The following is a 22,852-nucleotide window of genomic DNA, read 5'->3' as shown; positions in this document are numbered from 1 at the left end:
ATTTTTCGGAGTACTAGCAGGCAAAGGGTGCGGCATAACGGAAGTTGCCGGCTGGCAGCGTGGCTTCGTCAAAGACCCGCACCATGAAGTAGTCGCCCCACGACGGATCACTGGGGACGATGCCATACTTTGCGGCCGGCTCATACCCGAAACGTCCGTAATATTTCGGGTCGCCCAAGAGCACGATTCCGGGCAAGCCTTGTGCTTGCACACGGTCGTGAAGCGTCTGCATCAGCATGGACCCGACACCGTTGCGCTGATACTCCGGCGAGACCGCCACTGGCCCGACCCCGAGGATTGGCTTGGAGTCGTCGATCGAACCCCAGGTGGCGATCACGTGCCCGATAACAACCGGCGTGTCAACGGCAACCAAGGAATAGTGCGGATCGTAGCCCGGGTCGGTAAACAGGTTCCGCAACAGATCCACCTCGGCCGGCTCGGCCACCGGGTCGGTACCAGCGAAGGCCGCGTGGGTCAGGGCAAAAACTGCCGCCCGATCATCAAAGACTTCGTCGCGGATCTGCATGGACGCTAACTTATCAAAGAACCCTTAGGGCATGACAACTGACAGCTACCCAGTGGTAGTCAACTGTTACCGCGTAATTTCCCGCGGCCGCTAGCCCATTTGGCGGATATTACTCCGAGGTATGGAGTACAGCAATGTGACGATCCGCTCGATCTGATAGATTTGCTCACACATTCGCCACCATGGAGTCATCATGCCCGAGAAACGCCTTCCGAAGCTTGCTAAGGTTGCCGCCGGGACAGCGATGGTCACTACGTTGATCGTCGCTCCCCTCGGACCAGCCAACGCCATATCAACGACGCCAGGTACCTCGGTACCTGGGTTCCTCACAGCGCCCCAGTCGGTTCAACCGACAAATTCCGTGGCCGTTCCGACCCGGAAGATTGACCGCACGGCCAGTTCACTGACCGTGTTCGTCAACAAGCAATACCCGCTCTCACCCAAACGGTACGTTCCTAAAACCACCCGCGTCAGCGGCACCAACATCAGTCTGCGCCCCGAAGCAGCAACGGCCTACAAGAAAATGGTGTCCGCGGCCGCTAAGTCAGGCGTGAAGATCCGCCTCGTCTCCGGGTACCGGTCCTACAACCGGCAGGCGGAGCTGTTCAATTACTACACCCGAATCTACGGACAGAAATATGCCGAACGTATTTCGGCGCGCCCAGGAACCAGCGAACACCAAACCGGTTTGGCGATTGACGTCGGCAACCACAATGGTGCCTGTGGCCTGCAGAGCTGTTTTGAAAACACTCCGGTCGGCCGCTGGGTCGCCAAGAACGCCCACAAGTACGGATTTATCCTGCGCTACGGCAAGGGGCAGGAAAAGGTGACGGGTTACGCCTACGAGCCGTGGCATTTCCGCTACGTGGGCACCTCAATGGCCAAAAGCTACAAGGCATCCGGGGCCAAGTCCCTGGAAAGCTATTACGGAGTGGGATCCGGAAATTCCAATTCCCCCTCGATCCCCAAGGGTTCGGCCATCACCACCGCCAACCTGAATCTTCGCAAGGGCATCGGCACCTCCCATGGCGTCATTCTCACCATTCCCAAGGGATCCACGGTCAAGGTGCTGGGTGCCCGGAAGAGCGGCTGGTATCCCGTGGAATACAGGAACCGCAGCGGTTGGGTCTCGGGTAGTTACCTGAAGCTCGGCTCGTCCAAGGCCAAACAGTACCGCTATGCGCAGTACACGGCGGCGGTCTATGACCGTGCGAGCACCTCGGGTGACAAGCGTGTTGGCACAATCCGCAAGTACACCAAGGTGGAGTACCGCAGGTGGAATGGGAAGTACCGCCGCGATGAGGTTAAGCTCAACGGCAAGTGGGTGTGGACCTCTGCGACCAACCGCAATAAGCCAAAGACCGAGTACCGTTACGCACAACGTACCGCGCCCATCTTCGACCGCGCCGATAAGTCGAGCGCAAAGCGTATCGGCACCCTGCGCGTGGGCAACAAGGTCACCTATGCGACCTGGGACGCGAAGAACCGCCGCGATGAAATCTGGTACCAGGGACGCTGGGTTTGGTCCGGTGACACTAACCGCAAGAAGCCCAAAACCCAATACCGCTACGCACAGAAGACCGGCGCCACCTTCGACCGGGCAAGCACCTCGGGCGATAAGCGCGTGGGCACCATCAAGTGCGGTGAGCATCTGGTGTATTCCCGCTGGGATGCCAAGAATCGCCGCGACGAAATCTGGCACGACGGACGGTGGGTCTGGACCGATGTGACCAACCGGATGAAGCCAAAATGCTAGACGCGCTAGCCCAGGTCTTCTGAGTAACTGACGAGACAGAATGCCGCCCAACGCCGTGAGCGTTGGGCGGCATTCTGTCGTTTATGCGTCTTGGTAGCGATTCTTAGCCCAGCAGCGAGCGCACGGTGGCTACCACCGCGCTGGCCACCTGGCTGATCTCGTTTTCCTTGGCCGCACGGGTAAAGGAAAGCCGTACGGCGGTGTGTGCGAGTTCTGCAGGGTAGCCCATGGCCGTGAGCACGGCCGAAGGCTCGGTACTACCGGCCGCGCAGGCCGATCCCGAGGAACACAGGACGCCGCGCCGCTCAAGTTCGATGAGCACGGTTTCGCCGGCGGTACGCGGGAAAACGAACGAGACGATGCCGCCAACGCGTTGTTCGGGAGACCCGGTGAGTTGCACGGAACCCGGGTGGCTACGCTCAAGTTCGGTGCAGATTCGCTCGATGAGGTAGCGACCGTAGCTGTCGCCTCGGCCTTGCCCGCCCTGTTCGGCGCAGAGCGCCAAGGCGCGGGCGATGCCTACCGCGGCCGCGGGATTCTCGGTCCCAGAGCGCAACCCGCGTTGTTGCCCGCCACCATGGAGCAACGGTTCGAGGGCGACTTTCTGCGACAGGTACAGCACGCCGCTGCCCTTCAACGCCCCGATCTTGTGCCCGGAGATACTTAGCGCGTCGACCTGCGCGCAGAGTTCGGCCAAATCCATCCAGCCCGCTGCCTGCACGGCATCGCAGTGCATCACGGCGCCGGCTGCGCGTGCCAGGGCGGCAATCTCGGCGACCGGCTGCACGGTACCGACCTCGTTGTTTACGGCCATCACCGAGACGACTGCGACGTCTTCATCGATCAGCTCAGCGGCCGCGGCGAGGTCAACCGTGCCGTGGTGGTCCACCGGGATAACCCGGTGGGTGAATCCATGGTTTCGCACAAGATAGCTACAGGATTCGAGAACCGCCGGATGCTCCACCGCCGAGGAAACCACGACCCGACCGCGCGGATTGGCCAGAGCGGTACCAATGATTGCGGTGTTATCGGATTCGGTGCCCCCGGAGGTAAAAAGCACTTCGTCGGGTGCGACGCCGAGCAGGCCGGCGACCTGTCCGGTGGCCCAGTCCACGGCGCGGCGTGCGGAGTGCCCTAGTTCGTGATGCGAGGCCGGGTTGCCAAATTCGCCGGTCAACAGCGGGGTGATGGTGTCTAGCACCTCTTGTCGCGGCGGGGCGGTGGCGGCCGCATCCATGTAGATCATGAGATCACCATATCCAGCCCGAAGTCGATGGCCTGAACCGAGTGGGTGATCGCGCCCGAGGAAATGACATCCACTCCGGTTTCGGCCAGCGCCGCCACGGTTTGCAGATTCACGTTTCCGCTGGCTTCCACCACGGCACGTGAATCGATCAATTCGAGGGCGGCGGGGATCTGCTCGGGGGTGAAGTTATCGAGCATGATCACATCGACTCCGGCCTCGAGCACCGCGGGGATCTGGTCGATGTGATCGACCTCCACTTCCATGGCGGTGGTGTGCCCCATACTCGCGCGAACCCGGCGCAGACCAGCGGTGAGCTGTTCTCCGCCGCCGAGCACGGCCAGGTGGTTGTCCTTGGCCATGAAAGCTTCGGAGAGATTGTCGCGGTGGTTGACTCCCCCACCGCAGCGCACCGCGTAGCGTTCAAGCACACGTAGTCCCGGAGTCGTTTTCCGGGTGTCGGCAATCTTCGCCCGCGTATGGGCGACCGCCTGCACGAGCTGCGCGGTGGCGGTGGCAATGGCGCTCATGCGCTGTAGCAGGTTCAGCGCCACCCGTTCGGCCGTGAGAATGGCAGCCGCCGGGCCACTGACCCGCAGCACGCTTTGCCCGGCCGCAAAGGATTGGCCGTCCTCGAGCAGCACGGTGGTGTCGATGTCCGGGTTGATCATCGACATGGCCCGCGCGAAGACGGTTGTTCCGGAGAGCACGCCTGGTTCTCGGGCAACCACCTCGGCGGTGGCCTGCACCGTGGGATCGAGCAGGCTATCGGCGGTCACGTCGCCGCGCGGGCAGTCTTCTGCGAAAGCCAGGGTGAGGATGGCATCGATGGCTCGAGCGGGGACGGGGCGGATCGCGGGGCTCACACCAAGGTTCCTTTCGGGTCGTTTTGTAGTTGGGCGCGCTCGGCGCCGGCGAGCATCCAGCCGGTTCGCCGTCCGGCACCTCCGTCACCGACCGCGTCGGTGCGGTAGTGCGCGCCGAGGTTACCGGTGCGCTGCGCGGCTGCGTGGGCGATGATCCGGGCGGTGAGCCACAGGTTGCGAAGTTCGAAGTGCGAGCGCAGGTCACCGGCCAGTGGGCTGCCGGCCTGCAGTTGCCCGATGGCCGCGGTTAAGCCCGGTCCGTCGCGGCGTACGGCCAATCTGGCGCTGGCCAGAGCCTGCAGGTCCGGAAGGGTCAGCGGCCCTTGCGCGTTGGGCAGTGGAAGCTCGGTCACGGCAAGTTCTGGGAAGTCCGCCCTCGTTCCGGCGCTGTCCCGGGCCATGGCCCGCACGGCACGATCGGCGAAGACCAGTGCCTCGAGCAGCGAGTTGCTAGCCAGCCGGTTCGCCCCGTGCACGCCGGTATTGGCGCATTCCCCGGCGGCGTAGAGACCGGCGACGGTGGTACGTCCCTGCCGGTCGGTGGCGATCCCACCCATGGCGTAGTGCTGGGCCGGACGCACCGGGATAAGGTCTCGGGCCATATCGAGTGAGCTGGCCGCCAGCCGCGCGCTGATCGTTGGGAAGCGCCGGGCCAGGAAGCCCGTCCCGCGTTCCCGTTCGATGCTGCGGGCATCGAGAAATACCCGCCGCCCGTCGGCGTATTCGGCGTGGATGGCGCGGGCGACCACGTCGCGCGGAGCTAGTTCCGCCTGCGGGTGTTCGGCCATGAACCGTTGCCCGGCGTCGTTGAGCAAGATCGCTCCCTCACCGCGCACGGCCTCACTGATCATCCCGGCCTCGGGATGGTACTGCGGATCCACGAGGGTGGGGTGGAATTGGATGAACTCCATATCGGTGAGCACCGCACCGGCGGCGGCCGCTAGGCCGATGCCATCGGCGGTGGCCCCGGAGGGATTGGTCGTGGCCGCGTAGAGCTGCCCCAGTCCCCCGGTGGCCAGCAACACGGCATCACAGGTGAGCGTGTTCTCCCGCCCGGCGTTATGGACGCGCACCGCATGCACACGCCCCTGATCCAGCAACACATCGGTAGCCAGGGTGTGTTCAAGCAACCGCAACCGCCCGGCGACCGACAGTGCCCGGCAGGCGTCGGCGAGCGCACGGACCAGCCCGGCGCCGGTGGCATCTCCACCCACGTGCACGATTCGCGCTCGGCTGTGCGCCGCTTCCAGACCCAACTGCAAGGTTGCATCGGCGTTCCGGTCGAAACGCACCCCGTAGGCTTCGAGCCGGGCGACAATCTCGTCCCCCAACTCGCACATCAGCTGCACCGGCGCGGGGGCACAGTGCCCGGCTCCGGCGCTCAGGGTGTCGTGCACATGCTCCTGCACGCTGTCACCGGCGGCCTTGCCTTGGGCGGTGACAGCGCTCAGGCCACCCTGGGCCAGCGCCGAATTGGAGGTGCCCAGCGCATCCTTGGTCACGAGGGTGACCTCGGTGCCCAGCGCCACGGCCTGCAGTGCGGCAAAGAGGCCGCTCACCCCGGAGCCAACGATCAGCAGACGCCGCCCGATGGGTTGGGTGCTCATGGCTTGGCGGCCAGCATGCGCTCGAGAGCCACCTTCGCATCGGCGGCCGTGGTGGCATCGACGGTGATCTGGTTGACCACACGACCGGCGACCAGTTCTTCAAGCACCCAGGCGAGGTAGCCCGGGTGGATGCGGTACATCGTCGAGCAGGGGCAGATCACCGGGTCCAGGCAGAAAATGGTGTGCTGCGGGTGCTCGGCGGCGAGCCTGTTCACCATGTTGATCTCGGTGCCGATGGCGAACACGGTGGGTTCGGTGGCCCCCTCGATGGCCTTGCGGATGTAGTCGGTGGACCCGGCCTCATCGGCGGCGTCCACAACCTCCATGGGGCATTCGGGGTGCACGATCACGCGCACGCCGGGGTATTCGGCGCGGGCCTGCTCGATCTGGTTCACGGTGAAGCGCTTGTGCACGGAGCAGAAGCCGTGCCACAGAATGACCTGGGCCTGACGCAAGGTGGCTTCGTCGTTGCCGCCCAGCGCCTTGCGCGGAGTCCACATGGGCATCTGCTCCAGCGGAACACCCATGGCCTTGGCCGTGTTACGTCCCAGGTGCTGGTCCGGGAAGAACAAGACCCGGCGGCCTCGCTGGAAGGCCCATTCGAGCACGGTTTTGGCGTTGGAGGAGGTGCAGACCAGACCACCGTTACGACCCACGAACGCCTTGAGCGCGGCCGAGCAGTTCATGTAGGTCACCGGGATTACCGGGGCGCGGCCGTCGTCTTCTTCATCTTTGTACAGATCCATGAGCTCATCCCAGCAGCGTTGCACGCTGGCTTCATCGGCCATATCGGCCATGGAGCATCCCGCGGCGAGGTTCGGCAGGATCACCGACTGTTCGTCGGTGGAGAGGATGTCGGCGGTTTCGGCCATGAAGTGTACGCCGCAGAAGACGATGTGTTCGGCCTTGTCGCGGGTCAGCGCGGCGTTGGCCAGCTGGAAGCTGTCGCCCACGAAGTCGGCGTACTTCACCACCTCGTCACGCTGGTAGAAGTGGCCGAGGATGACCGCACGTTCCCCGAGCGTTTCGCGGGCTGCGCGGATGCGCTGGTCCAGCTCCTCCTCGGTGGCCTGTAGGTACTGCTCGGGCAGTCGGCCCTGGACCGGGAAGTCGGCGGGCACCACATCCTGTTGCGAGGCTCCCGGACCGTAGCCGGCGGTGGCGTCCCACGGGTTCTTGGACAGCGAGGAGGAACAGGTGGATCCCGGTGCGGTGAGGGTCAGCCGGGTGATGGTGGTGGAAAGATTCGTGGTGCTCATGAGGTTCGGTCCACTTCTAGAGGGTCGGGGCCGTGGCCGATGTAGCGGTACAGCCGTGGGGGTCGGTGTTTGCCTCCGGCGAGGAATTCGTCGGTGGCCTCGATGGAACTGGTGTTCTTCAATTGGCGGCGGAAGTTCGCCGGATCTAGGCTCCGGCCCAGCACCGCCTCGTAGACTTCCCGCAGCTGCGCCAGGGTGAAGCGATCACCGAGTAGCCGGTGGGCAACCTGCCCGTACTCGGTTTTGTTGCGCAGTCGCCAGAGCGCATAGTCCACGATCTTGCGGTGATCGAAGGCCAGTTGCGGGCTGTGCTCTCCGTCGGCCGGGTACCACGCCACATTCGGGTCACTAACCGTGGCCCCAACCTGGGCTTCGGTCAGTAGTGCGAAGTAAGCGATGGTCACCAGTCGTTGGGTCGGTGAACGGTCCGGGTCGCCGAAGGTGTAGAGCTGTTCGAGATAGCTCGGGCGCAGTCCGGTTGTTTCGGCCAAGGTGCGTCCGGCCGCCTCGCCGAGGGATTCGCGGGCACCGACCGGTCCTCCGGGCAAAGCCCATTGGTCACGATAGGGCTGGCGAATGCGCTTGACCAGCGGCATCCACAGCCGGGTTCCGCCGCGTTCGGGGTCCGTGCGGATTCCCAGGATGACGGTGGATACGGCCAGTGCGGGCGGCATGTTACGCCGCTCGTTCACGTTGGCCCATCCGGGACTCGTTGACATCTTTGCTGCCGTTCGTCGATAACGTGCACGGGTGGCGGCCACCACCCGGCGTTAAAGTCATTTTGACATTAACTACCCCTTGGGGCCACCCGACCCGATAAATGTGACGCATCTGGCCTATGATCGTGTTCATGAGTTTGGATCTGAATCTTCGGGTGATCTCCGCAAACAACGGCTCTCACGCCCCGACCACATTGCTCATTCACGGTTTCGCGTCATCGGCGGAACTGAACTGGGAGCGCTCCGGCTGGATCAAGCACCTCACCGGCGAGGGGCGCAATGTCGCCCTGGTCGACCTGCCTGGCCATGGCAGCGAACCGCGCACCAACCCCGGAAGCTGGGCGCCGAGCGCCATTCGCGCCGCGTTAACTGCAGCCGTTGAGTCGCTCGACTGCGGCAGCGTCGACGTTTTGGGCTACTCCTTGGGTTCGCGCCTGGGCTGGGAATTCGCCGCCTACCACCCGCAGCTGGTTCGCCGACTAATCATGGGCGGCCCGTCCAGCATCGACCCCTTGGCCGCTTTTGCACTAGATCAGGCACGGGCCTTCCTCGAGAACGGCGAGGCGATCGCCGATGACTATACGGCCAAGGTGATGCAGATTGCTCAGGCCGAACCCGACACCGATTTTGCCGCACTCTTCCGCCTCATCGAGGCCATCAAGACCGAACCCTACAACCCCGCAGCCAAGGTGCCGACCGCCCCGACCCTGCTCGTGGCCGGCGATCAGGACGACCTGGCCACCACCATGCCGCAATTGCGTCGACTTCTGACCACCGCGGGCACCGAGTCGGCCGTGGCCTGGTTGGCCGGACGCAATCACGCCAACGCCATCACCAGCCGCGACTTTAAGCTGCGTGCCAGCGAGTTCCTCGCCAGCTAACGGTAGCGTTAGGGCTGCAATAAATGAACACGCGATTACCCCAATGCAACCAAAACTGCGCGCAATTCGGCAAAGTAGTAACCATGCTGGCGATGGCTAAAGCACACGACTTCGAAGAGTGGCACTTCAACAGTCTGTATCACAAAGGCTATACAGCGCAGAATAAAAGCACCTTTCACTCAGCGTAAATTTTAAAAATTCTCTCTGCGCCATGAGGAACCAATGGATCCAATAAGTTCGGCCGCACTTTCGATCATCTCTGAGCAAATACTCGGCAGACTATCGAATGCAGCAAAAGACAAACTAGCCAGCAAAAGAAGCGTCGCTCGAATAGCCAAGTCTGTTAGTGAAGCGAGCAATGATGCCGGCATAAAGATAAGCGCGCGCGCTCTACGTAAATGGCTACGAAGGGACGACGTTCAGGATCAACTGTTCGCTGGCGCGAGCGTTGCAATTGAGTCTGCCATCGAAAGCCTTGCGGTCATTGTAGAGAAACAGACCCCGAGTAACAGAAAAGAGAGCGCGAAGTCTGTTCTCTTCTACACTTTCCAGGCCTACCAACGCGAACTGCCACTAAAGGAAGGGATCCTTGTAGGGAACGAATGGCTGAAAAATACTTATTCCAATGAATCTCAGGAAACACGCAACGAAATCACAAATTCCAAAGTAGAGATTCTCAAGGAAATTCAATCGACTACCCACATCGACAAAGCTCTACAAAGCTTGCATCCATGGCGTAGAGAAGATGGAAAGAATCTACTATCGCAGTGGCCGAAACTAGGCGAACTGGTTTTGGCTTTAACCGAGCAAACCGATCGACGCAGCGTTCTCGAAGACTGGGGGCTGAACCCTCCGAAACAACTGACCGATGGGCCTGCTGTTGCTTGGACATGGTTTGCACTTCTAGCCGAGGACTACGGCGCTCCCGGGGCCGCCATAAACTTTCTCACTCAAGCAGCTAACTCAGGAGTGGTGAAATCGGACTACTGGCTCGGCCGCGCCATGCTCCTTTTAGAGCCTCTCAGCATCGATTCATATGTGACCCTGAAAGATAGATTTCCAAATATTCAGGTGAAGCATGCGCTTCCCATCGCTCTGTTGAAGATTATTGAAGACGATGTGACTCAAGCGAAAGGTATTCTCGATAAATGGGAGACTGAATCGGCGAATGATTACGCCCTAAAGACCGTACTCATAGCCAAGTGCCTCACCTCCATGGGAGACGTAAACTCATCTGTGTCGCTGCTTAACGAGGCGATTTCGCAGGACATGGACGCTGATTCATTGATCCTAACCGCAGTTAGGACGTTGATCTGGCGAAGCATGCAAACGAAGTCCGAGAATCGTTCCAACGATCTTCTGCAAGCAGGCGAATTAGCAATTTTGTCAAGGAACCGCAGAAGGTCTTGGCTAGGAGATAGTGCCGAAAGTTCACTTGAAGCCATTCATGCGTACATGCTGTGCAATGACAGCGACAGGGCGTGGCGCATTGCCAACGTAGCTCCCGATGGTGACGCTAGTTACAGAGAGTCGAAAGACCTTCGTATTCAACTTGAGGCTTCGTTAATATCGGCAAGTAAGGGCGACTGGAAAGAAGCAAAAACTATTGCCCTACAAGCAAATAATAACTTTGCAGTTCATTACATCGAAGGCTGGAAGCGATTCTCTGACGACCAAATCGAAACAGCGAATGAGCAGTGGTACGAAGCCTTCAAATCCGCAAAAACTGACTTCGACGGTCTGAGAGCAATAAGTGCCCTCAGCTCGACAGGAGCGAACCTCCCAGACCTTGGTGATCTGGGTAAAAAATTTCCAGAGGCTATCCGGCAATTCCGAGAATTGCAGAATATAATGTCGAGTCCAGTCGTGGAAGTTGCTGAACTACGCGCAAATTTAGGAAAATCCGAATTTTTGGACTTTCACCTAGCAGAACAGATTGAAAAGCATGATGAACCTCTTCAAGCTGCGCAACTACTTGAAGCTGCCGCCGCTAAATGGCAGTCGCCTCAACTAATGATTAAATCGGCCAAATTATTCCTGCGCCTAGGCGACTACAAGCAATCCGAAGCGCTTGCTCGGGAGGCGGTAAACATGAGTGTTCCAAACTCATCGGGCGAACAGCAGGCCATGTTTATCCAATTTGAGTCGCTGGAACATTTGGACCTCCCGGAGGAGTCTCTCGGGGTCGCACGCCGCATGGTCACTAACAACCCTAGCGACCTTGACGCGCGCTGGACATTGGTGCATAGATTAGCGCGCGAAGGTCTCTATCAACAAGCTTGGAATATTCTGAATGCTGACGGAACTCCAACGGACCCGCGCAGTCACTACGATGCCAAACTTTGGATAATTCTATCAACGCGCTTTGATCAGCGACCAACTCTCGTAAGTAGTGTTCTGAGATTGATCGAGGAACGTGAATATGATTCAGAGCTAGTTGGAATACTTCTTGCTAACACAGTGCTATCTGCACATAAAGCACCCAAAGAAGACATTGATCGATTACAGTCAACCTTTGCTTCATACACCAAGAGCTTTCCCAATAATGGAGTAATTAAGTCTTTTACTTTTGATTCATCAGAAGAGTTCCTGAAAGACGTTAGAGACCTCGTTCGCTCCACTCGCCCTCATAAAGAGTCTCTCGAAAAAGAAGATCTCGTTTCTAAGGGGGAACTTCCGTTAGGCTTTTTGACTCTGATGTATGGTAAAAGTTACGTGGAAGCTTGCATTGTCAGAGGAGCAGGACGCGTCTTTAGTTTCCGCTCCTCTCAAACAGTTGATGCATCCGCTCAAGCCTCCGCTACACTCAACAAGCATGTCGTACTCGATGCGACTAGCGCGGTCACTCTTGCGCTACTCCCGGGAGACTTGCAAGATAAGCTTTTTGGTAAGTTTTCCGTACTAAAAACCACTACCGCGATCTACAAGGATGCTGTCGACGCGCAAGTTTCTTTCAATCGACGTTCCACCATGTCCCTAGGATGGGATCAAGAGAGAGACGATATATTCATTCACTCGATTCCGGATGAAAAAGCGGAAGAATACATACATCACTGCTCCAAAACAATTAAAATCCTTGAAAGATTGCACCGAAAATCGTGGACGAAGATTAGCTCAATTGAGAAAGATCTACCACCCTTTACTTGGCTTAGTGCATTGGACTTTGCCATCGCGAACAATAATGCATTTTGGTGCGACGACTCTTCGTTGAGATCTCTTGCCGCTCACTTCGATGTACCTACTTTTGGAACAGTCGACTTGCTACGTCATTTGTATAGCACTTCGGAACTTACGCTTGACGAACTTGAATTCGCCGAAGCGTTGTTGATCTCAAATTACCATGTAGATTTAGAGCCGCCGTTAGAAACCTGGTTAAAGGCTGCTGCGGCCGATTCTTGGAAGCCAGTCGGCTCAGTCTCGTATTTGTCGCTTGCATCAACATGGACTCGGCCCGAAGTCGTCTTTCTATTCATCAAAGAATTTGCCAATAATATTAATATCGGGTTAGAAAATGATTTCTCAACAGTGTTAGCTCATGCCGCACGCGGAATCATGGAATTTTCCGGTCAGTCACGGGAAAAACTGATTGCTTTGCTGCAAATATTGATTTGTTGGCTTTTAACTGAACTAAGGCCACGCCTGGACCTTTTATCTTCAGCACTGGATGGGGTTCGAATAGCCCTTGATTCGTCATGCGATGTCGGTGAGGTGCTAGAAGCGTCCCTTCGGAGAATCCGCATGCACTGGATCCAACTTAACGGTGAACCTATAACTAGAAACAGAATAATAGATATTATTAGAAACTTAAATGATGCAGATAAGAAAATCGGCTACCGCATTCTAATTGAACCTCTACCTTGAATCTGCTGTTTTCATAGTCACCATTAAGTAAGGCCATGATTTATTGTTGAGTATCTTGAGGCACACTCATAATTTCTTTGCTGTCGTATTTGGAAGCACCTGTGTAACGAAAGGGTAGCATTCGTGCGGACCGAATAACACCCATCCGAGGCAGTGATCAGGGCTGCCGGTGGCTGCGGTACACGGGTTTTAGCCCAAACCAGGTTCAGTGGTGACTTCTACTACCCGAACGGGGAATTGATCACCGCATGGATATCGATTGGGACTAAATTCGCGGACACACCCCTGAGTCCATCAGGGGAGCACTGTTTCAGGTCTTTGTCGGCTGAGGGCTTATGACCTAAGTTGGTGTGGTCAGTACTTGCTCGTCAATAATTTGGCGGGCATGATGAATGGTCCGTGGTGAACTGTTCAGCAGCGCTTGCACCTGCCGGCAGGAACGCCCCTGCAAAAGCAGGAGCGTGATTTTTTGGTTGCCAGCGATGGCGGACGATTCTTTTCGACAGCCACGACTTTAGTGTCGTGGGCGTCAGGACTATCTTCCCCTCAAAGCTTGGATAGTGTGCTATCTAGTCTGTACATTTGCCCTACCCGATACGCGCACACGCGCTACCAAATGCGCCTGCTAAACATTATGGCAATATTATGCTTTTCCAGAATACTGTAATTTCAAGTGAGCTCCTCGTGAGTAACTTACTCGTCGTGTGTCGTTTTGATGCTGCCCAATTCGACGAACGACAGCTTCAGTCCTTTGCTAGCTCCTTGTTACCGGGAACTACTTTGGATTTATGTGGGCCTCAGGGATCAATGGCACCCTCGCAAAGCCACAGTACAGAATTGATATCGTCTTCCTGCTAGTCTCAGCCCAGAGCCTAACGTAGGCCAAGCGATACGGAAGGATCACGGCATGCAAATGCGCAAAACCTATCGTCGAGATGAGCAAGGCGCTCTGCACTACCGCGAGGCGTGGCGCCATAAAACCCTGTTCATCACCCATGAAGGTAAGGTCGGCGCTAAGGGGCGCGAGAAGGTTCGAGGCGTCAAGGGCCCGACGTGGCCCAACAATCCCACGGCCACCGAACAAATGAGCGCCTTCCTCGAGCAGGCCACAGCCGATGGGTACCGCGAGCTGGCCGACGACGAGCTGGGCTGGGTGGCCCTTCATCTCTGGACCGAACCGAACGATCCACTCGAAGACTGGGTGCTCAGCGACGGCGCCGATCACCTCAACGAACTGGTGGGGCGCCTAGGGCTAGGTCATTACGACGGCTACGACATCGGTGGGACCCCTCCGGCAGAAACAGGGCTCGAAGGTACTCGCATCAATCTTTTTTGCCGCGTGGTGGACTGCAAGCTCGGAGTGAGGGCGCTCCGTGCCTTCGGCAAAGAACACGATCTAACTCAGCGCACCATGATCGCTTCTCGAGAACCGGGGGCCGAGCAAGAGTACACGCTAGCTTGGACACCCACTAAGAAGATCAAAGTCTTCACGTTTTAGCGCGCAGGCCGGCTTCAACACCTACTCACGCTGCCTCGCGCTAACGCCTACTTATCGCTCGACGATGACCTGCGTGCGGACGGTTTCCACGCCGGAACAGCGCTGATCGAGGCGCAAATGCGCTCGCTGATAATCGACAGTTGTCGCGCTTGCGCCTTGGTCAACGCCCCAAAGACCACCCGCTGCACCAGTGCTTCGTGCCCGGGTCGCGCCTGATCTACCTTTGCAGCGCCCTCCTCGGTCAAGATCGCCAAGGTGTAGCGCCCATCGCTCGGATCGGGATGCCGGTAGACCCACTGGTTCTTTTCCAACCGGCCGATCCCCCGTGAAAGCCGCGACAAGGTCGAATTGGCAAAACCCGCCAGCACACTCATCCGCAAGGCATACTCGGGCGCTTCACGGAGCGCATACATCAGGCCGTACTCGAAATGCGTAAGACCGCTGTCCGCCTGCAATTGGGCGTCCAGTGCGGCGGGTAGCCGCTCCAAGAGGGTCGCAAGGGACGACCAGATCTCGAGGCTCTCTCCACTCAATTCAGCTTCGTCAGCGGAAGTTCTCATGCGTCCATACTATCAATTCAGCTGGAAAGATCGGTTTTTTAACTTTCCTAAGCAAGGTATATGACTTGCTTAAGCAAGTGAATGGGACCTAGGATCGGTACTCATCCACACGAACAAGGTCTTACGGGGGACCCCGCCGGAGGGAAACAAAATTGGATCTTCAACTTGAGGGCAAACGAGCATTCATCAGCGGCTCGACCCAGGGCATTGGATACGCTGTCGCGGCCACTCTGGCTTCCGAGGGAGCTCACGTAGTGCTCAACGGTCGCAACTCACAACGACTCGTCGAAGCCGTGAACCAGCTACGCGAGGACTGCCCCGGTGCCCAAGTTTCCGGGATCACCGCCGATTTTTCGGAGCCCGAGCAGGTTAGCAAGCTCTTGGAAGAGCTGGGTGAGGTCGATATTTTGATCAATAACGTCGGCGTGTTCGGCCTTGCCGACTTCACGACGCTCAACGATACACAGTGGCAACAGTATTTCGACATCAATCTCATGAGCGGCGTCCGACTCGCACGGCACCTGCTACCCGGCATGGTGACTCGCGGATGGGGGCGCGTAATTTTCATTAGCAGCGAGTCCGCGGTCAACATTCCGGCCGACATGATCCATTACGGAACGACCAAATCCGCCATGCTGGCCCTGAGTAATGGGCTAGCCAAACTCACCCGCGGCACCGAGGTGACCGTCAATACGGTTCTTGGTGGACCAACCTATTCCGAGGGCGTCGCCTCGGCAGTCTCCGCGATGGCTACGGCACAGCAAGTACCCACCGAAGAGATCAAACAGTCCGTCATTGCGCAAAACACCACCACGCTTCTTGAGCGATTCATCGAACCACAGGAAATCGCAGATCTAGTGACCTTCATATGCAGTCCGCGAGCTTCGGCGACCAACGGTGCAACCCTCCGAGCCGATGGAGGCACCCTCACCTCAATACTGTGAGCCGGTGAGCCCGGAAGCACTGGCTAGGCGCGCACCGGCGGACTGCATAACCATATGAACAAGGCCCCTCAGGGCAGAGGATAGCTCGGCAGACTCGTCGGCGCCGGGTAAGAGCTCGCCTGAAGCGCAAAACCAACCCAACTCCAGAAAAAACCCTGGTCCGCCCGGACGAGAGTATCTGGCACTAAGGCTTGGCGTGATCGGTCGAAGAGTGCAAATCACATGAGTCCTAACCAGAATTCCCATCATCTGGACTTACCGGTACACTCATGCCCAAGGCGATATTCAACGCAATTTTCCGGCACCAACGGTCAAAAAGAAATTGAGGTTCAACTATGGGTGGACTACAGGGATGGCACATAGTCATGCTACTGACAGTTGTAGCCGTAGTTGCAGTGGTGGTCGTGATTGTGGTGGCGCTATCCAGCAGTTCAAAGGCCACGCAGCAGAACGCTTCATCCGTCGTGCCCAACGGAACTCAGGGTCCGGGCACGCAAGTTGGGTACACCATGAACGGGCAACCCTTGTATCAACAGAGCGCCCCGCCAAGTACTAACGTATTCGCGGTTCTAGCGCTCGTCTTAGGAATCCTCACCGGTTTATTCGGAATCATTTTTGGCCACATTGCCCTGAACCAAATTAAACGCACCGGCGAACTTGGGTACGGAATGGCCCTAGCAGGACTGATCATTGGATACGTTTGGCTTGCTTTTTGGGCACTCGGCGCGATTGGTTTGTTCGTTAGATTTGTCTAGAAGGCCATACTCAGCTCCGCTGCCGTACCGCACACTTAATTCGCCGCTGAGAACATCTCAAAGGGCCGAAGTCTGAGGACTAGCCTGGCACCAAATCGCCTTCGCATGCGCAGACACACAAGATTTGCAGTATGTACACAGTTTTCGGCCAGTCCTCGTATCGGCTAAGCGAATCTCTCCGCAAGCCCATTGTTCTTGAATGTCGTGTGCAAAACATTGGCATAGATTTGCTCGTAGATTACCTCACCCGTCACTAACCGCGCTGGCGTCTATCCGCGCGATAGTCATTCACGAACTCACGCCTCTTGCTAGTTCTTTCAATGCCTCGGCGTCGGCCGACCCCTTGTCCGCCGACCAAAGAATGAGTTGTTGACGACCCGATCCCGAGTAACTAAAGGCGTCCCAGTTCAACAAGATCCGTCCGAGTTGCGGATGATTTATGTATTTGGCTCCGAAGTCTTGATCGGACACGCGGTGTTCAGCCCACCAACGGCGAAAGTCCTCGCTGGCAATCGAGAGCCGCCCTACAAGCACCGCTAGTTGCGGATCATCCGGGTTACTGGCCGCCTCACGACGCAGTAAACCTACACATGTTCGCGCCACCGAATCCCAATCTTCGTAGAAGTCCCGCATATGTGAATAGGTCAACGTGATGACCGCGTAATTCCGGTCGCTGGCCGGCAACGAGGAGAAATCGATAATCAACGCCGACGCCAAATCATTCCAGGCCAAGACCTCCAGTCGCGGGCCGAGCACCAATGCAGGTAGATCATTGAGCTGCTCCAGTAGCAGTTGCAGCCGCTGGTTTGTCCGTTCAACGCCCGGAGCCGGTTCTACGTAGCCGCGGGCACGGTAGAGCAGATCCTCGGCGTAGGCTCGCTGTTCTGCGCTGAGGGAAAAGACTCGGCCCAGTGCCTGCAGGACCTGCTCCGAGGGTGCAAGCCTTCCCTGCTCCACGCGGGCATAGTAATCGGGGCTTACCGCAACTAATTGGGCGACTTCCTCCCGTCGTAGTCCTTTAACGCGTCGACGCGTCGCATAGCTGACCAACTGTTCTGGGATGTTCTCCGGAGGCACTTCACTGCGCCGGGCTTTGAGAAAATCGCCGAGTACCTTGAGCTGTGAATTGGTGGCCATAGTTCTCATCCTAGGGCTCGAGTAAGGACTCTAACCTAGGACAAATCGTTCCTAGGTTGAAGCTTGATCTGTTTGAACACGGCCTGACTGAACAGACTGGTAGAGGAAAAAAACACCGACTGCCACAAGGAGCATCATGGCTACCACAACCATCGAGCACGTTACCTTCCGCAATGCGGACATGTACTGGGATATCGCCGCAGATATCTACCTCCCAGCAGATTTTACGACCGATAACAGCTACCCAAGCATCGTCGTTGCGCACCCCATCGGTAGTTGCAAAGAACAGACCTCCGGGAACATCTACGCCCAAGCGTTGGCCGATGCGGGGTTCGTTGCGATCGCCTTCGACGCCAGCTTCCAAGGCGCCAGCGGCGGAACCCCTCGCTTCCTTGAAGACCCAGCACAGCGCGTCGAAGACTTCCGCCGCGTCGTTGACTACCTAGTTACCCTGCCCTATGTCGACGTTGAGCGCATCGGCGTGCTGGGCATTTGCGGTGGTGGCGGTTATACGCTCAACGCAGCGCTCACAGAAAAGCGGTTCAAGGCGGTCGTGTCGATCACCGGAGTGAATTTCGGTCGGATGCAACGCGAAACCGCGGCCTTCAATGGCGGCGTTCTGCAGGCACTGACCGGTTTCGCTGAACTCCGCACCGCCAGCGTTCGCGGTACCGAAGCACCGGTCACCAACTTCCTGCCCGACACCGCCGAGGCGGCAGCAACCATCGGAGACATCGACATTGTTGAGGCCTACGATTACTACCGCACCGAGCGCGGACAAAGTGCACACGGTTGCACGACCATGCTGCTCAGCCACGCCTCCTCCGCTATGGGTTGGGACGCCTTCCACCTCGCCGATGAATTACTCGACCAGCCACTTTTGGTGATCGTCGGTGACAAGCAAGGAGCGTTTGGCGCCTACAAGGATGGTCACACCATTTACGAGAAGGCCGCCTCACAGGATAAGGAACTCATCGTCTTAGAAGGCGTGTCACACTACGAGCTGTACGACCAGGAGAACGGGGCCGGTCAGGCTCTGCAGCGGGTCGTGCCGTTCTTCACCGAGAAACTGTAGGTGTTATCCGCTCACGCAACGGGCGGGTCCCGGCATTCCTCGGGCCTGCCCGTGCGTGGGCACTCCGCTCAGTGCACTACGGCAATGTCACCGAGTCCCACCGCGGCAGACAGGATCCGGCCGCTGCAAGCCGGAATGCTCGCGAACCTTCAGTCAATGACGGCAGCGACCGCTTCGATCTCTACCAGCTGGTGCTCGTAGCCAAGCACCGTGACGCCTAATAACGTACTAGGCACGTCGTGTGCGCCGAAGGTATCCCGCACGACGTTCCACGCCGTCACCAAATCGGCCCGGTCCGCAGACGCCACCAGTACCCGCGTACTGAGCACATCTTCTAGCTTCGCGTCGGCTGCGGCGAGAGCAAGCCGCAGGTTCTCAACACAGGCCAGCGCCTGGGCAGCATAATCACCTCGCCCCACGACACGACCCGCTTCGTCGAGTGGACACGATCCGGCAAGGAAAATCAGCCGAGCGTCCTTGGGCGCCGTTGACGCATAGGCGTATTCAGCCACATTGGATAATGCTGCGGCGCGGATCAACTGCACTGAGCTAGGCATGAGCTCATGCTCTCATATGCGTGGTGTTCTTATGCGGAGGCGATTCAACGCAGCCAACTGCGCAACATCTGGATCCATTCATTGAAAGCATCCAGATGCGCCTCATGGGTTCCACCCCGAAGGTCGATCCGCTGCGTAGCGGGCCGGCGCCGACCAAGTTCTCCCCCGCGATACCAGTCCTGGCACCCGGAACGAGCCAATCCCGGAAAGCACCTCGGCGGCATAGCCAGATTCGGCCTCGTAACTGCAGCGCAGGTCCGAGCCGGACTTGGCAAACTGCTAGGTTAGAGGAGTGATCGCACGAAATTACAGTGAAGTAGATGTTTTCTCGCCAACCCCGTATCGCGGTAATCCGCTCGCGGTAGTCCATGACGCTCAGGCGCTGGACACCGATCAAATGCAGCGCTTTGCGAAGTGGACAAACCTGGCCGAAACCACCTTCCTGTTACCACCGTCCGATCCGGCCGCCGACTATCGCGTGCGGATATTCTCGGCCACGCAAGAGCTGCCCTTTGCCGGCCACCCAACCCTCGGCTCGGCTGCCGCGTGGTTAGGTGCCGGCGGCGTTCCTCAACGGGAGGGATACCTCGTGCAGGAATGCGGTGCCGGACTGGTGACCGTGCGCGTGGAAGACCGACGCTTTGCGTTCGGGGCGCCACCGTTGACTCGCTACGAACCGGCGGACGAACCTCTCATCCACGAGATTGCTCAAGCTCTGAGCATTCCTCGCGAGCTCATCCTCGACGCCTCATGGATCGTCAACGGCCCGGAATGGATTGGGGTCCGGCTCGCTTCGGCAACCGAGGTGCTTGAGCTGGCTCCGGATCCGGCCAATCTCGGTTCTCTCTGCATTGGTGTGGTTGGCCCTCATGAGCCCGGGCTCGAAGCGGACTTTGAGGTTCGTGCGTTCCTCGGCAATGATCCCGTGTGGGAAGATCCGGTAACCGGGAGCCTGAACGCAGGTTTAGCCCGGTGGCTAACGGATACCGGTGTGGCCAACACGAGTTACGTCGCCGCGCAGGGAACCGCGATCGACTACGAAGGTCGCGTCCACGTCTCCATCGAGGGAGACGACATCTGGGTCGGCGGGGAAGTCACCTCCTGCGTGCAGGGTCAGGTCACCCTGTAACGCTAACGAGACCTACATTTTTGGGGGCACCGCGCGACGAGCTTAGTACCTAAGCGCCGCACGGTGCCTGCCATATCGTGCGCGAGGCGTAATCCAAAAAATCGACCGAGCAATCGCTTCTAGCGCCGATGCGCCACGCATGCCCGAGTATTTCCCTGCCTAAAGCGCATCTGGTGACGCGGCCAACTGGCTGCCGAACCCGTCCGTGAACTGGCACTATCTGCGCAACTCCACACCCCTTGACAATCGCGGAGACTCGCATCACACTAGATCGTATACGATTTGATGTACGACGAAAGAGGGACGATCGATGAGCACCCCGATCACGGTGGATGAAACGACCTTCGCGAAGGCCGGTAAGGTCTTGGCCGTCCACCTAAGCTACGCCTCGCGCGCCGCCCAGCGGGGACGCACCCCGAAATTCCCGAGCTACTTCATGAAGGCCTCCAGCTCGCTGGCCATCAGCGGCTCCACCGTCGAACGTCCCGCAGGCACGGAACTTCTTGCCTTTGAAGGCGAAATCGCGTTGATCATGGGCACCGCCGCCCGCCGCGTCTCGGTCGAGGACGCATGGAACTACGTCGGTTCCATCACCGCCTCCAACGACCTGGGCGTCCACGACATGAAGTACGCCGACAAGGGCTCCAACATTCGTTCGAAGTCCGGAGACGGCTACACGCCGCTCGGCCCCACCGCACTGGACGCCGCCGACATCGATCCGTCCAAACTGCGCGTGCAGACCTGGGTCAACGGCGAGCTCGCCCAGGATGCCGACACCTCGGAACTCCTCTTCTCTTTCGCCCAGATCATCGCCGACCTGTCGCAGCAAATGACCCTGCACCCGGGCGACATCATCCTCACTGGCACCCCGGCCGGTTCCACCGTGTTCTTCCCCGGCGACGTGGTTGAGGTCGAAGTCACCGACCTGCTCACCGGGGCCAGCACCGGCAAACTGAAGACCACCGCCGTACAGGGCACCGAAACCTTCGCCGACTTCGGCAACCAGCCGCAGGTCAACGAGAAGGATAAGGAAGACGCCTACGGGGACCGCGAATCCGCGGGGCTCGCCCCGGTGCTCACCGGCAAGGACGTGCTCACCGATGAGGTGCGCGCCCAGCTCGAATCGGTGGCCACCGCCACGCTCTCGGCCACCCTGCGTAAGCGCGGCCTGAATAACGTCAACATCGAGGTCCCCGGCGCCACCAAGGGCATGCAGCGCGTCATTGGCACCGCACGCACCCTGCGTTACATCCCGAACCGCGAAGACCTGTTCAAGGCCCACGGCGGCGGATACAACGTTCAGAAGCAGGCCATCGACGCCGTCAAGGACGGAGAGATCCTGGTCATGGAGGCCCGCGGCGAAACCGGCTCGGCCACCCTCGGCGACATTCTGGCGTTGCGTAGCCAAACCCTCGGCGCCGCCGGCATCATCACCGACGGCGGGGTACGTGACCTGAATGCCGTGACGGAACTGGACATACCGGTGTTCTACAACGGCGCCCACCCGGCCGTGCTTGGACGCAAGCATGTGGCCTGGGATCGCGACATCACCGTGGCTTGCGGCGGTGTCTCGGTCCAGCCCGGTGATGTGATCGTCGCCGACTCCGACGGCATCGTGGTGATCCCGCCGGCGTTGGTCGCCGAGGTAGCCGCAGAGGCCGCCGTCACCGAATCCAATGACGAGTTCATCTTCGCCATGGTCAAGCGCGGACACGGCATCGAGGGATTGTTCCCGATGAACGCCGAATGGAAGGCCAAGTACCAGGCGTGGAAGGATGCCGGAAGCCCGGAGCTGGACTCATGGGAGCTGTAATGAGCCCGTCGAAATCCGAGGCCGCGTACGCGCTGATTTCACAGCGTATCTCCGACGGGGACTACTCCCCCGGCTACCGGCTCGTACTGGGCACGATCGCCGATGAACTCGGTTGCTCGGTGGTGCCGGTACGCGAGGCGATCCGCCGCCTCGAAGCCGAAGGGCTGGTGAACTTCACCCGCAATGTCGGTGCCACCGTGGCCAATGTGGATTCGACCCTGTATCTGCACACCATGCAGACCCTGTCCGTGATCGAGCCGGCAGCCACCGCGCTGGCCGCCCCGCTGATGGACGAGCAATGGTTGGCCCAGGCCCGCGAACTCAACGAGCGCATGCGCCAATGCCTCAGCGATTTCGATCCGGTCAGCTTCACCATGCTGAACAACGAGTTCCACCAGCTGCTCTACGGCCGCTGCCCGAACCCGCACATTCTGGATTTGGTCCAGCGCGGCTGGCGGCGACTGGCCGCGATGCGTTCGAGCTCCTTCACCCAGATTCCGAACCGGGCGCACGCCTCGGTGGAGGAACATGACCGGTTGCTCGAACTGATCGCCTCCAACGCCGATGCACGCACCATCGAACTGGCCGCCCGCGAACACCGCACCAATACCCTCAACGCCTATCTGGAACGCGCCGGGCTTCCGCCCTCGACGCTCTAACCACAGA

General features: G+C 58.9%; 19 protein-coding genes. 10 read left to right on the top strand and 9 right to left on the bottom strand.

Annotated features, from left to right (window positions below; all coding sequences use genetic code 11):
- Positions 1-13: 13 nt before the first annotated feature.
- Entirely contained in the window at positions 14-526 is a 513-nt protein-coding gene (locus tag ACYU0X_RS07325; protein ID WP_418909050.1) for a GNAT family N-acetyltransferase, read from the bottom strand.
- A gap of 193 nt (positions 527-719) precedes the next feature.
- Here ACYU0X_RS07325 and ACYU0X_RS07320 point away from each other — a divergent pair, with 193 nt between their 5' ends.
- On the top strand, positions 720-2,282 hold the full coding sequence (locus ACYU0X_RS07320) for a D-alanyl-D-alanine carboxypeptidase family protein (RefSeq protein WP_461902591.1): 1,563 nt from the start codon (positions 720-722) through the stop codon (positions 2,280-2,282).
- A gap of 103 nt (positions 2,283-2,385) precedes the next feature.
- Here ACYU0X_RS07320 and ACYU0X_RS07315 read toward each other — a convergent pair whose 3' ends face one another.
- From ACYU0X_RS07315 to ACYU0X_RS07295, 5 genes are read right to left on the bottom strand one after another with little or no spacing between them, the layout of a single operon-like run.
- A complete protein-coding gene (locus ACYU0X_RS07315; RefSeq protein WP_461902590.1) occupies positions 2,386-3,528 on the bottom strand; it encodes a cysteine desulfurase family protein in 1,143 nt (380 codons plus the stop codon).
- Positions 3,525-4,391: a carboxylating nicotinate-nucleotide diphosphorylase gene (gene nadC / locus ACYU0X_RS07310; protein ID WP_461902589.1), complete on the bottom strand. Its 867-nt coding sequence runs from the start codon at positions 4,389-4,391 to the stop codon at positions 3,525-3,527. The genes ACYU0X_RS07315 and nadC overlap by 4 nt, the downstream gene beginning before the upstream one ends.
- The gene (locus tag ACYU0X_RS07305; RefSeq protein ID WP_461902588.1) at positions 4,388-5,998 is read right to left on the bottom strand and encodes an L-aspartate oxidase; all 1,611 of its coding nucleotides are present in this window, start codon (positions 5,996-5,998) and stop codon (positions 4,388-4,390) included. Before ACYU0X_RS07305 ends, nadC begins: the two co-directional genes overlap by 4 nt.
- Positions 5,995-7,257: a quinolinate synthase NadA gene (nadA, locus tag ACYU0X_RS07300; RefSeq protein WP_461902587.1), complete on the bottom strand. Its 1,263-nt coding sequence runs from the start codon at positions 7,255-7,257 to the stop codon at positions 5,995-5,997. The genes ACYU0X_RS07305 and nadA overlap by 4 nt, the downstream gene beginning before the upstream one ends.
- Positions 7,254-7,976 carry an NUDIX hydrolase gene (locus ACYU0X_RS07295; RefSeq protein WP_461902586.1) on the bottom strand — a complete coding sequence of 241 codons (723 nt, stop codon included), beginning with the start codon at positions 7,974-7,976 and terminating at the stop codon, positions 7,254-7,256. Before ACYU0X_RS07295 ends, nadA begins: the two co-directional genes overlap by 4 nt.
- A 131-nt stretch (positions 7,977-8,107) precedes the next feature.
- On the opposite strand from ACYU0X_RS07295, the gene ACYU0X_RS07290 reads away from it, so the two are divergent.
- The 3 genes from ACYU0X_RS07290 to ACYU0X_RS07280 all read left to right on the top strand — a co-directional run bounded on the left by ACYU0X_RS07290 (position 8,108) and on the right by ACYU0X_RS07280 (position 14,216).
- Complete coding sequence (locus ACYU0X_RS07290; protein ID WP_461902585.1) at positions 8,108-8,857, top strand: alpha/beta fold hydrolase; 750 nt, start codon at positions 8,108-8,110, stop codon at positions 8,855-8,857.
- Between the two features lie 222 nt (positions 8,858-9,079).
- Positions 9,080-12,718 carry a tetratricopeptide repeat protein gene (locus ACYU0X_RS07285; RefSeq protein ID WP_461902584.1) on the top strand — a complete coding sequence of 1,213 codons (3,639 nt, stop codon included), beginning with the start codon at positions 9,080-9,082 and terminating at the stop codon, positions 12,716-12,718.
- A gap of 907 nt (positions 12,719-13,625) precedes the next feature.
- Positions 13,626-14,216, top strand: a complete 591-nt coding sequence (locus ACYU0X_RS07280) for a hypothetical protein (RefSeq protein ID WP_461902583.1) — start codon at positions 13,626-13,628, stop codon at positions 14,214-14,216.
- Positions 14,217-14,263: 47 nt separating this feature from the next.
- Here the strand turns inward: ACYU0X_RS07280 and ACYU0X_RS07275 are convergent, their stop codons facing one another.
- Positions 14,264-14,776: a MarR family winged helix-turn-helix transcriptional regulator gene (locus tag ACYU0X_RS07275; RefSeq protein WP_461902582.1), complete on the bottom strand. Its 513-nt coding sequence runs from the start codon at positions 14,774-14,776 to the stop codon at positions 14,264-14,266.
- A 152-nt stretch (positions 14,777-14,928) separates the two neighbouring features.
- On the opposite strand from ACYU0X_RS07275, the gene ACYU0X_RS07270 reads away from it, so the two are divergent.
- Together ACYU0X_RS07270 and ACYU0X_RS07265 are read left to right on the top strand one after the other, a co-directional pair.
- A complete protein-coding gene (locus tag ACYU0X_RS07270) occupies positions 14,929-15,720 on the top strand; it encodes an SDR family NAD(P)-dependent oxidoreductase (RefSeq protein WP_461902581.1) in 792 nt (263 codons plus the stop codon).
- A gap of 365 nt (positions 15,721-16,085) precedes the next feature.
- The gene (locus ACYU0X_RS07265) at positions 16,086-16,475 is read left to right on the top strand and encodes a DUF4190 domain-containing protein (RefSeq protein ID WP_461902580.1); all 390 of its coding nucleotides are present in this window, start codon (positions 16,086-16,088) and stop codon (positions 16,473-16,475) included.
- Between the two features lie 288 nt (positions 16,476-16,763).
- Here ACYU0X_RS07265 and ACYU0X_RS07260 read toward each other — a convergent pair whose 3' ends face one another.
- Positions 16,764-17,612 (bottom strand): helix-turn-helix domain-containing protein, encoded by an 849-nt coding sequence (locus ACYU0X_RS07260; RefSeq protein ID WP_461902579.1) that lies wholly within the window; start codon positions 17,610-17,612, stop codon positions 16,764-16,766.
- Positions 17,613-17,748: 136 nt separating this feature from the next.
- Between ACYU0X_RS07260 and ACYU0X_RS07255 the strand changes: the two genes are divergently transcribed.
- The gene (locus ACYU0X_RS07255; protein WP_461902578.1) at positions 17,749-18,687 is read left to right on the top strand and encodes an alpha/beta hydrolase; all 939 of its coding nucleotides are present in this window, start codon (positions 17,749-17,751) and stop codon (positions 18,685-18,687) included.
- A 149-nt stretch (positions 18,688-18,836) separates the two neighbouring features.
- Here the strand turns inward: ACYU0X_RS07255 and ACYU0X_RS07250 are convergent, their stop codons facing one another.
- Complete coding sequence (locus ACYU0X_RS07250; RefSeq protein WP_461902577.1) at positions 18,837-19,244, bottom strand: RidA family protein; 408 nt, start codon at positions 19,242-19,244, stop codon at positions 18,837-18,839.
- Between the two features lie 292 nt (positions 19,245-19,536).
- Between ACYU0X_RS07250 and ACYU0X_RS07245 the strand changes: the two genes are divergently transcribed.
- The 3 genes from ACYU0X_RS07245 (at position 19,537) to ACYU0X_RS07235 (ending at position 22,845) form a co-directional block, all read left to right on the top strand.
- A complete protein-coding gene (locus ACYU0X_RS07245) occupies positions 19,537-20,373 on the top strand; it encodes a PhzF family phenazine biosynthesis protein (RefSeq protein ID WP_461902576.1) in 837 nt (278 codons plus the stop codon).
- A 310-nt stretch (positions 20,374-20,683) separates the two neighbouring features.
- Complete coding sequence (locus ACYU0X_RS07240) at positions 20,684-22,186, top strand: fumarylacetoacetate hydrolase family protein (protein WP_461902575.1); 1,503 nt, start codon at positions 20,684-20,686, stop codon at positions 22,184-22,186.
- Positions 22,186-22,845, top strand: a complete 660-nt coding sequence (locus ACYU0X_RS07235) for a GntR family transcriptional regulator (RefSeq protein ID WP_418909025.1) — start codon at positions 22,186-22,188, stop codon at positions 22,843-22,845. The genes ACYU0X_RS07240 and ACYU0X_RS07235 overlap by 1 nt, the downstream gene beginning before the upstream one ends.
- Positions 22,846-22,852: the final 7 nt, after the last annotated feature.

The organism is Glutamicibacter sp. X7, assembly GCF_054889245.1.
The sequence above is the reverse complement of the archived record's forward strand: the minus strand, read 5'-3'. Positions and strand labels throughout refer to the sequence as shown.

Bases quoted from the DNA above. Each gene is read 5' to 3' on its own strand.
- ACYU0X_RS07325 (WP_418909050.1), bottom strand. From the start codon at position 526: ATGCAGATCCGCGACGAAGTCTTTGATGATCGGGCGGCAGTTTTTGCC.
- ACYU0X_RS07320 (WP_461902591.1), top strand. From the start codon at position 720: ATGCCCGAGAAACGCCTTCCGAAGCTTGCTAAGGTTGCCGCCGGGACA.
- ACYU0X_RS07315 (WP_461902590.1), bottom strand. From the start codon at position 3,528: ATGATCTACATGGATGCGGCCGCCACCGCCCCGCCGCGACAAGAGGTG.
- ACYU0X_RS07305 (WP_461902588.1), bottom strand. From the start codon at position 5,998: ATGAGCACCCAACCCATCGGGCGGCGTCTGCTGATCGTTGGCTCCGGG.
- nadA (WP_461902587.1), bottom strand. From the start codon at position 7,257: ATGAGCACCACGAATCTTTCCACCACCATCACCCGGCTGACCCTCACC.
- ACYU0X_RS07295 (WP_461902586.1), bottom strand. From the start codon at position 7,976: ATGTCAACGAGTCCCGGATGGGCCAACGTGAACGAGCGGCGTAACATG.
- ACYU0X_RS07290 (WP_461902585.1), top strand. From the start codon at position 8,108: ATGAGTTTGGATCTGAATCTTCGGGTGATCTCCGCAAACAACGGCTCT.
- ACYU0X_RS07285 (WP_461902584.1), top strand. From the start codon at position 9,080: ATGGATCCAATAAGTTCGGCCGCACTTTCGATCATCTCTGAGCAAATA.
- ACYU0X_RS07280 (WP_461902583.1), top strand. From the start codon at position 13,626: ATGCAAATGCGCAAAACCTATCGTCGAGATGAGCAAGGCGCTCTGCAC.
- ACYU0X_RS07275 (WP_461902582.1), bottom strand. From the start codon at position 14,776: ATGAGAACTTCCGCTGACGAAGCTGAATTGAGTGGAGAGAGCCTCGAG.
- ACYU0X_RS07265 (WP_461902580.1), top strand. From the start codon at position 16,086: ATGCTACTGACAGTTGTAGCCGTAGTTGCAGTGGTGGTCGTGATTGTG.
- ACYU0X_RS07260 (WP_461902579.1), bottom strand. From the start codon at position 17,612: ATGGCCACCAATTCACAGCTCAAGGTACTCGGCGATTTTCTCAAAGCC.
- ACYU0X_RS07255 (WP_461902578.1), top strand. From the start codon at position 17,749: ATGGCTACCACAACCATCGAGCACGTTACCTTCCGCAATGCGGACATG.
- ACYU0X_RS07250 (WP_461902577.1), bottom strand. From the start codon at position 19,244: ATGCCTAGCTCAGTGCAGTTGATCCGCGCCGCAGCATTATCCAATGTG.
- ACYU0X_RS07240 (WP_461902575.1), top strand. From the start codon at position 20,684: ATGAGCACCCCGATCACGGTGGATGAAACGACCTTCGCGAAGGCCGGT.
- ACYU0X_RS07235 (WP_418909025.1), top strand. From the start codon at position 22,186: ATGAGCCCGTCGAAATCCGAGGCCGCGTACGCGCTGATTTCACAGCGT.